The 9026-nt window shown below is 45.6% G+C and carries 6 protein-coding genes and 1 rRNA gene; 2 read left to right on the top strand and 5 right to left on the bottom strand.

All coding sequences use genetic code 11. The features are described from left to right. The first annotated feature begins 7 nt into the window (after positions 1–7). Positions 8–121, top strand: a 5S ribosomal RNA gene (gene rrf / locus MHN30_RS06110). A gap of 305 nt (positions 122–426) precedes the next feature. Here the strand turns inward: rrf and hemN are convergent. Both hemN and MHN30_RS06100 read right to left on the bottom strand, forming a co-directional pair. Beyond that, entirely contained in the window at positions 427–1797 is a 1371-nt protein-coding gene (gene hemN, locus MHN30_RS06105; protein ID WP_239358927.1) for an oxygen-independent coproporphyrinogen III oxidase, read from the bottom strand. A 109-nt stretch (positions 1798–1906) separates the two neighbouring features. Further along, on the bottom strand, positions 1907–3937 hold the full coding sequence (locus MHN30_RS06100; protein ID WP_239358926.1) for a methyl-accepting chemotaxis protein: 2031 nt from the start codon (positions 3935–3937) through the stop codon (positions 1907–1909). A gap of 127 nt (positions 3938–4064) precedes the next feature. Here MHN30_RS06100 and MHN30_RS06095 point away from each other — a divergent pair, with 127 nt between their 5' ends. Beyond that, positions 4065–4862: an NADP-binding protein gene (locus tag MHN30_RS06095; protein WP_239358924.1), complete on the top strand. Its 798-nt coding sequence runs from the start codon at positions 4065–4067 to the stop codon at positions 4860–4862. Here MHN30_RS06095 and hutH read toward each other — a convergent pair. The 3 genes from hutH to hutC form a co-directional block, all read right to left on the bottom strand. Next, positions 4854–6386 (bottom strand): histidine ammonia-lyase, encoded by a 1533-nt coding sequence (gene hutH / locus MHN30_RS06090; RefSeq protein ID WP_130164961.1) that lies wholly within the window; start codon positions 6384–6386, stop codon positions 4854–4856. The genes MHN30_RS06095 and hutH overlap by 9 nt on opposite strands. Before the next feature lie 2 nt (positions 6387–6388). After that, positions 6389–8068 (bottom strand): urocanate hydratase, encoded by a 1680-nt coding sequence (hutU, locus tag MHN30_RS06085; RefSeq protein ID WP_130164960.1) that lies wholly within the window; start codon positions 8066–8068, stop codon positions 6389–6391. A gap of 157 nt (positions 8069–8225) precedes the next feature. Then, a complete protein-coding gene (gene hutC, locus MHN30_RS06080; protein ID WP_010368955.1) occupies positions 8226–8987 on the bottom strand; it encodes a histidine utilization repressor in 762 nt (253 codons plus the stop codon). Between the last annotated feature and the right edge of the window lie 39 nt (positions 8988–9026).

Here is a 9026-nt window from a genome sequence, read left to right as displayed (position 1 = left end):
AGAATTTCCTGGTGACTATAGCGTTTTGGACCCACCTGACCCCATGCCGAACTCAGAAGTGAAACAAAACAGCGTCGATGATAGTGTGGATTACCCATGTGAAAGTAGAACATCGCCAGGGCCAAATAAGAGAAACCCGTTGCAGAAATGCGACGGGTTTTTTGCTATGTGTGATTTGAAAATCTCGCGAGATGAACTCACTCCTACCACACTATCAGCACAGTGCAACATGGTAGGAAGTGGTTTGCCCGCCGATAGGTTGCAATGAAGTTCCGGCAAAAAAACCATGTACATAAAAACCCATTGCAGTAATGCGACAGGTTTTTTGCTTATAGAGATTTGAAATTAAAAAAACTTCGCGAGGCGCACTCACTCCCACTATAAACACAGTATTATGGGAGGTTGTGGTAACTTAGAGTAAGGTGGTTAAATAACGCGAGAGAAGCGGGTGTTTTTGACTTGGCTTTGTAAGTAGGCATCAAAGCACATGCAGATGATGCGAATAAACAAATTACCGCTACTGGTGACTTTTATAGTGTGTTCATTCAGCTCTACCAGTTCATCTGCTGCTAACGGTTCTAGAGCGTTAAGTGCTTGAGCAAAATATTCGTCAAAATTTATATCATAGCGTTGCTCGAACACCTTTTTATCTAACTCAAAATGACAAATAAGCTGTTGAATCACAGCCGCGCGTATTTCATCATCACCACTTAAAGTTATCCCTTTAGTGATTGCACACTTTTTATCACTTAAAGCCTGATAATAAGGTTTTAACTCTTTTTCATTTTGCAAAATCATGTGACCAATTTGGGAAATGGATGAGACACCAAGACCTAACAGGTCACACTCGCCATGAGTGGTATAGCCTTGAAAATTACGGTGTAGATGCCCTTCATTTTGCGCCACAGCCAGTTCATCGTCTTTTTTGGCGAAGTGATCCATACCGATGAATTGATACCCAGCGGAGGTCATCTGTTCCAGTGTTTGCTTAAAGATCTCAAGTTTTTCTCCCGCACTTGGCATATCGGCTTCTTTTAGCTTTCGCTGTGCTGCAAATCTATCCGGAAGATGGGCATAGTTAAATACAGAGACTCTATCGGGAGAAAGCGCGATAAGTTGCTCAATCGTTTGCTTGTAGCTCTCTACTGTTTGAAATGGTAACCCATAGATCATATCCATATTAATAGATTTAAAACCGAGTGTTCTCGCTTCAGTTAAGATAGCCAGCACTTCGTCTAGATGCTGTGGGCGGTTTACTGCGGTTTGCACTTCATCATTAAAATCTTGTACGCCAAAAGACACACGATTAAATCCGAGCTCGTGTAGGTGACGCATCATATTTGGTGCAAGTGATCTTGGGTCTATTTCAATACCACGCTGTGCACTTTGAGAGAAGTTAAATGCACTACTTAGCATTTCGATTAGACGTGTCATTTGCTCGGTAGTTAAGAAAGTTGGTGTACCACCGCCTAAATGAAGTTGTTCTACACGATACTCAGAAAATTGCGGCGCTTTTGCTGCGATTTCTTGTGCTAAGTAATCTAGGTAAACGTCAGCTTTGGATTGATGACGAGTAATGATTTTATTACAGCCACAGTAGTAGCACAGTTGATGACAAAAAGGGATATGAATATACAGCGAGAGTGAACGAGATTTAGAACCAGTAATAGCCGCTTGTAACTCTTTTTGGCTATAACCAGACTCAAGCGATAAGGCCGTTGGATATGAAGTATATCTAGGACCAGATATATTGTACTTGTTGATAAGGGAATCATTCCAAATAGGTAAATTAATCACGATACGCACTCTTGAGTTTTATTAAGAGTGTTAGTGTACTTTTTACCGTCTAGGTTAGATTTGCCTCAGATCAAAACACGCCGCGATTGCGACGTGTTTTGGTGTTTGATTAAAGCTTAAATTGGTTTACTGTTGAGTTCAGCGCCTTGGCTAAGTCGTTCAAGTCACGGGCTTCATCTGCCAGTACATTGGCGTGGTTGGCCGTGCTATTAACGAGCTCATTAATTTGGTTAAGGCTATTGTTAATATCTTCTGCAACAACGGTTTGCTGCTCTGTTGATGTCGCAATTTGATGACTCTGGTCTTGTACTGTCGTGACCGACTCTGTGATTTCTTTCAAGGCATCAAGCACGGCTTGCGTTTCCCCTACGGTTCCCTCTGCGCGGTCTTGACCTTGCTGCATCATCACTGAAGCTTGTTGGGCAATTTGCTGTAAACGAGAGATCATATTGCGGATGTCATCGGTAGACTCTTGCGTACGGCTTGCAAGCGATCTGACTTCATCAGCGACCACCGCAAAACCTCGGCCTTGCTCGCCCGCTCTGGCGGCTTCTATGGCGGCATTGAGTGCCAGTAAGTTCGTTTGTTCAGCAATACCGTTAATCACATCAATAACGGCACCTATGTTACTGGTTTCTTGTTCAAGTCCGGCAACCACTTTTGCAGCCTCGCCAATATGAAGTGCTAGTTCAGTCATGACTTCTTGAGCTTGTGATGAACGTCCTGCACCTTCATTGGTAATACGTTGCACGACATCAGCGGCTTGGTTGGTCTCTTGTGCATTACGTGAGATTTCAGTCACTGTAGCTGCCATCTCGGTCACTGCCGCACTTACGCTATCGACCTGTTCTTTTTCGCGCTGAATTTCGCTGTTAGTATTGTTTGATACTTCACGCAATTGGGCGGAAGCATTACTTAATTGCTCCGCTTGTGCTGCGGTATCGAGCATCATTGCTCTAAGTTTATCGATGAAGGTATTCATATGAAGCGCAAGTTGACCGACTTCATCTTTACTGGTGATATCGATACGTCTAGTTAGGTCGCCTTCACCCGAGGCGATGTCTCGCATGGTTTCGGTAAGCGCTACAATCGGTTTGGTGATCATTTGCGTGGCGAGCAAGATCATTGCCACGATAATGGCTAAGATAATAATCAAGGCAGTGATTGTGCTCATTACGGCGTCATTTACAGGCGCTTCGATCAGCGACACTGGAATAAGTAGGCCAACGTGCCAATCCAATAGGGGGTTGTCTAATTTCACATTGTCATAAACAACATAATACGCTTCCCCTTTGAACGTGACCGTACTATTGCCAACGGGGTTACGCTTGATAGCGGCATTTAGAGCGTCAAAGCCTGATGTATTGGCAAATTGGGATTCAAGACCATCTAAACCTTCTTTGCCTTTCTCGCCTTCATCTGTGGTAGAGAGTGAATGACCAGTACGCTTGGATAAATGCACAACATTTAAATCACCATCGAGCAAAAAGCCAAAACCTTTATCTTGAAACTTGATACGTTCAACCATATCGTTCAATTTATTGATCTGTAAGTCGACGCCACCCATGGCGACGAGTTTGCCGGCGTTATTGTAGATAGGTTGACGGATCACAGCAGACACCGCACCGGTATTGATATCGGTTGCAATTGGACCAACATACAATCTACCTACATCAAGCGTATCCTGCCACCATGGGCGCTGATAGGCGTAGTAAGGTCGACCATCTGAATATGCTGATGTACGATCATTTTCTTTAAAATATTCACCTGTGTTTGCTGAGGCAATAAATGCTGAGAGAATATTTTCATCACCTTTGGCGATCCTAACCAAGTCTTCATTGACCTCTTGATAGTCTTTATCTTTAGTCAGATCGGCGCCACGGGTATTATAATTTTCAAACCAATGAATGTTGTGAGGCGTAGAAACAAAGGTTTCAACCACTTTGCCGTATTGGCCAAAGAATGCTTCCATTGCCAATTTTTCGGCTTGAATATAGCTTTGCGTTTCTCGTTCAATTCCATCTCGAGAGAGCGTTGCAATATGGCTGACGAAAAAGCTTGATGCAATAATTAATAATACGGAAATGGTGCCGCCAATTAGCAGCAATATTTTCTTTCTAAGGGATAAATTCTCAAGCATGACACTTCTTATTTTTAGCTTATGCAAACGGTAATCAAACCATAGATAACAGGAGAACGCCACCGTTTGCGTTAACTTCTTTTACATAGATAATACAAGGTAACTTCTTGGTTAAGGTAATATTCATATGAAAGTATTAAATCGCAGTCTGGTGGTACTGGGCGCGGGTTGGCTCGGTGAAGCGTTGTGTCGCGAAGCTGAGTTGCAAGGGTGGCAAATAGAAGGCACCAGAACCCAAGCTAGCGAGATGCATAGCTGGTCAAGGCAGCTGGTCTTGACTGAAAATGGCACCTTAGCGCACTCAATTTCTTTACACAACGCGTATTGGGTGTGTGCGATCCCACCAAGAGCGAGGCATGTCGATAGTAACTATTTAGAAACGTTAGAACAGGCATTGTTACTTGCAAAGAAGATGTCAGCAGCAGGCTTCTTATTGTGTTCGACCACTGGCGTTTATAGCACCGAAAATGGTGAATATGATGAACAAGGTAAGTTAGCGGATAAAGCCAACCGACGTGTTGATATATTAAGAACTGCTGAAGAGATGGTGCTTAACGCAGGCGGTAAAGTGGTGCGCTTAGCAGGTCTTCAAGGTCCCGGTAGGGAGCCTGGGCGATTTGTAGCAGGAAAGGCCTTGTCTAGCTCAGCGAATGGTAGAGTGAATATGGTTCATCGCGGTGATGTTGTTACTGCAATCAATACCGTGATCGCGCAGTGGCAGGATGCTGCAGACATTTATAATGTTTGCTATCCAGTGCACCCCACGAGACAGGCGTTTTATCAATATCACTGTGAAAAGTTAGGGAGTGAGATGCCAAGTTTCGCTTCGTCAAAAGAAGAAGCGCGTATTATCAAAGCCGAGCGTATTACCGAACTCGGCTTTGCCTATCATCATCCGATTGTTAATGAATCTGAGTTAGGCTGAAGGTAAGAGTTGTGCTGGTAGCAGGTGCGCCAGTGCAGCTTGACCCAATAACGCATTAGCACTTTCAATATCAGGTGCAAAATACCTATCTTTGTCATAAAAGCTCACGACTGTTCGTAATATTTGCTGAGCTGTAGCCACTTTGTCAGATGGCTTAAGTGGCGCTCTAAAATCTAACCCCTGCGCTGCAGCAAGATATTCAACTGCGAGTACACCTTGGGTGTTGTCAGCCATTTCCTGTAAGCGTCTTGCCGCAAAGGTTGCCATGGAAACATGGTCTTCTTGGTTTGCTGAGGTTGGGAGGCTGTCAACACTGCCAGGATGTGCGAGTGTTTTGTTTTCAGAGGCCAGTGCCGCAGCAGTGACTTGCGCAATCATAAAGCCCGAGTTTACACCGCCATTGTTAACTAAGAAGGGAGGTAGTTTTGATAAGCTCGAATCAATAAGCAGTGCGATACGACGTTCAGCCAATGCACCAATTTCAGCAATGGCTAGCGCTAGGTTATCAGCCGCCATCGCGATAGGTTCTGCATGGAAGTTGCCGCCAGAAATAATATCTCCAGCATCAGCAAATACCAGCGGGTTATCTGTTACCCCATTGGATTCTACAAGGATCACCTCAGCGGCCTGGCGGATCTGAGTTAAACAGGCACCAAGCACCTGTGGTTGACAACGTAAGCAATAAGGATCTTGTACTTTTTCACAATCAACATGAGCATCACTTATTTCTGAGCGAGTTTGTAAGATATCTCTAAACGCCAGTGCGGTGTCGATTTGGCCTTGCTGGCCGCGGACTTCGTGAATACGCGCATCAAATGGCGAGCGGCTGCCCATAGCCGCTTCAATGCTCATTGAACCAACGACACAGCTTTGCGCATAAAGATCTTCTGCTCTAAATAGGCCTTGCAGTGCAAAAGCAGTAGATGCTTGTGTACCGTTAAGTAGTGCGAGACCTTCTTTTGCAGCTAAAGTAAGTGGTTCAAGCCCTGCTATTTTTAACCCATCGATGGCATCGATAAGCTCACCACGATAGCGAACCTGGCCTTCGCCAAGGATCGGTAAACACATATGCGATAGCGGTGCGAGATCGCCTGATGCCCCGACTGAGCCTTTCTTGGGCACACAAGGATAGACTTCGGCATTAACCAAGGCTGCTAAGAATTCAATTACATCCAAGCGGATCCCAGAGAAACCACGAGAGAGTGAATTGATTTTTAGCACCATCATGAGTCGAACGGTGCTATCGTCCATTAACTCGCCAATACCGGCTGCGTGCGACAGTACAATAGAGCGTTGTAGCAACTCTAATTCGTCTTTTGCAATTTTGGTGTTGGCCAGCAAGCCAAAACCCGTATTAATGCCGTAAACGGTGCGCCCTTCTTTGATTACTTGCTGAACTGTGTCTGCACTGTTAGCAATAGCGGCTTTCGCTGATTCGTCTAAGCTGAGATGAACAGGCTGTTGATTGATTTGTCGTAACGTGTTTAAAGTCAGTTGGCCTGGGATTAAATTTAGTGAGTACATACTTACTTTCCTTCCAGCATAGGTAAATCTAGTTTTTGTTCTTTTGCACAGTCTTTGGCTATGTCATAACCGGCATCGGCATGACGCATTACACCGGTACCTGGGTCATTCCATAGTACGCGAGATAAACGGGCGTCTGCTTCGTCTGTGCCATCTGCCACAATAACGACTCCCGAATGTTGACTGAAACCCATACCAACACCACCGCCGTGATGCAGCGAGACCCAAGTTGCACCGCCAGCCGTGTTTAACAAGGCATTAAGTAACGGCCAGTCTGATACTGCATCTGAACCATCCATCATCGATTCCGTTTCACGGTTTGGACTGGCTACAGAGCCAGAATCTAAGTGATCACGACCAATCACAATCGGTGCTTTGAGTTCTCCATTTTTGACCATTTCGTTGAATGCTCGTGCTAAACGCGCTCTGTCCTTCAGTCCAACCCAGCAAATACGAGCTGGCAGGCCTTGGAATTGAATGCGCTCGCGCGCCATATCTAACCAATTGTGAAGGTGTGGGTCGTCTGGGATAAGTTCTTTAACTTTCGCGTCTGTTTTATAAATATCTTCAGGATCGCCAGACAGCGCAACCCAACGGAATGGACCTATGCCTTGGCAAAACAGTGGACGAATATAGGCTGGAACAAAGCCTGGGAAATCAAAGGCGTTATCAACCCCTTCTTCTAGGGCCATTTGGCGAATGTTATTCCCGTAGTCAGTTGTCGCGGCCCCGCGCGATTGCAGCGTTAGCATGGCTTGTACTTGCACCGCCATAGATTGTTTTGCGGCTTTTACAACTGCTTGTGGATCGCTTTCGCGAAGCGCGGCTGCCTGAGCCATAGTCCACGTTTGCGGTAAGTAGCCGTTTAGTGGGTCGTGCGCAGAAGTTTGATCGGTCACTACGTCAGGCGTGATATTGCGCTCAACCAATTCAGCATACACATCCGCGGCATTGCCCAGCAGGCCAACCGATACTGGTTGTCCAGCAGCCTTAGCTTCATCAATAATAGCTAATGCATCATCAAGTGTGGTTGCCTTTCGGTCCACATAGCGTGTGTTAAGACGAAAATCGATTCGTGACTCATCACACTCAACAACGAGGGCGCTAAAGCCTGCCATTGTTGCCGCGAGTGGTTGTGCGCCGCCCATCCCGCCAAGGCCACCCGTTAAGATCCACTTGCCTTTCGCCTCACCATTAAAGTGTTGCTTTGCCATTGCTACAAAGGTCTCGTATGTGCCTTGCACTATGCCTTGTGAGCCAATATAGATCCAAGAACCAGCGGTCATCTGGCCGTACATCATCAGGCCTTTTTTATCGAGTTCGTTGAAGTGATCCCAGTTAGCCCAATGTGGTACTAAATTTGAGTTAGCAATTAAGACGCGAGGAGCGTTGCTATGAGTTTTGAATACGCCAACAGGTTTACCTGATTGCACCAGTAAGGTTTCGTCTTCTTCTAAGCGGTCTAACGTTTCGACGATTTTATCGAAGCATGCCCAGTCGCGAGCGGCGCGGCCAATACCGCCATAAACTACTAGTGCATTTGGGTGCTCCGCAACTTCAGGGTCAAGGTTATTCATCAACATTCGCTTTGCGGCTTCAGTAAGCCAGTTCTTTGCGGTAATGTCTGCACCTCGTGGCGCGCGGATCTCGCGGCTAAGGTCTAATCTTGGGTTGTCACTCATTCTGCTCTCTCCTATTGTATATACAACCTAAGTGAAACGTCTAGTTGTTGCGATTGCTTAGTTTCGCTAGGTTGTTAGTCTATTTGTATTGCATGGCAATCTAGGCCGCCATGTCGTTTTGATTTACCTGTCGCGATGTTTGGCGACACTTTATGTGTTACGACCTTTGCTTAAAGGTGAGATGACCACCTAAGCGATATTTACTGCCTGGCGAAATTAACCTCGCGAAGCTAACAATGCCTTTTGCAGACCAAGTTCGGCGGATCATTTGTAAGCATGGTTCTTCATTATAAAGCCCAAGCCACTGGCAAACCTCTCGTGATGGCATAACAGCTTCAACGGTGTGTCTAGCCTCTGTGAGCGGTGCGACTTGAGATAAATATTCATGAGGGGTAGTCAGTTCAAAGTTTTGGTCTAAATACTCCGGTGCCAACTGTGGATTGACAAAGCGCTCTTCGACTTGCAGTGGTTGTTCATTTTCATTATGTACAATCACGCTTCTGTAGACTGGCGCGTCCGCTTCTACACCGAGTGCAATGGCGATAGGCGCTACTGCTGCAATAAGTTCAAGCGTTAGTACGGTGCATGAGTATTTGCCATTGCGTGCATTGACCTCGTCGGCAATATTGCGGATCTCAAGTAACGAAGACTGAGATTTAAAACTGGCAACAAAAGTACCTAGACCTTGGCTACGAGTTAAAATTCCGGCTTCAGTTAGCTCGCTTAGTGCTCGTCTTGCGGTCATTCGGCTAACATTAAATTGGTCAGCTAACTCATTTTCCGACGGCACGCGCTCGTTTTCGAGCCAGCGCGCGGCGCGAATATTATCGATAATATATTGTTTTATCAGCGCAAATTTAGGAAGCTCAGGCACAATTGTTGTCTCGAGTTCATATTTATGTAAATAAAGATGGCACACTTCTCTTGTATATACAAGTATCCCTGATAGACTCAATGA

Source organism: Pseudoalteromonas sp. OF7H-1, assembly GCF_022347825.1.
GTDB classification, from domain to species: Bacteria; Pseudomonadota; Gammaproteobacteria; order Enterobacterales; family Alteromonadaceae; genus Pseudoalteromonas; species Pseudoalteromonas maricaloris.
The sequence above is the reverse complement of the archived record's forward strand: the minus strand, read 5'-3'. Positions and strand labels throughout refer to the sequence as shown.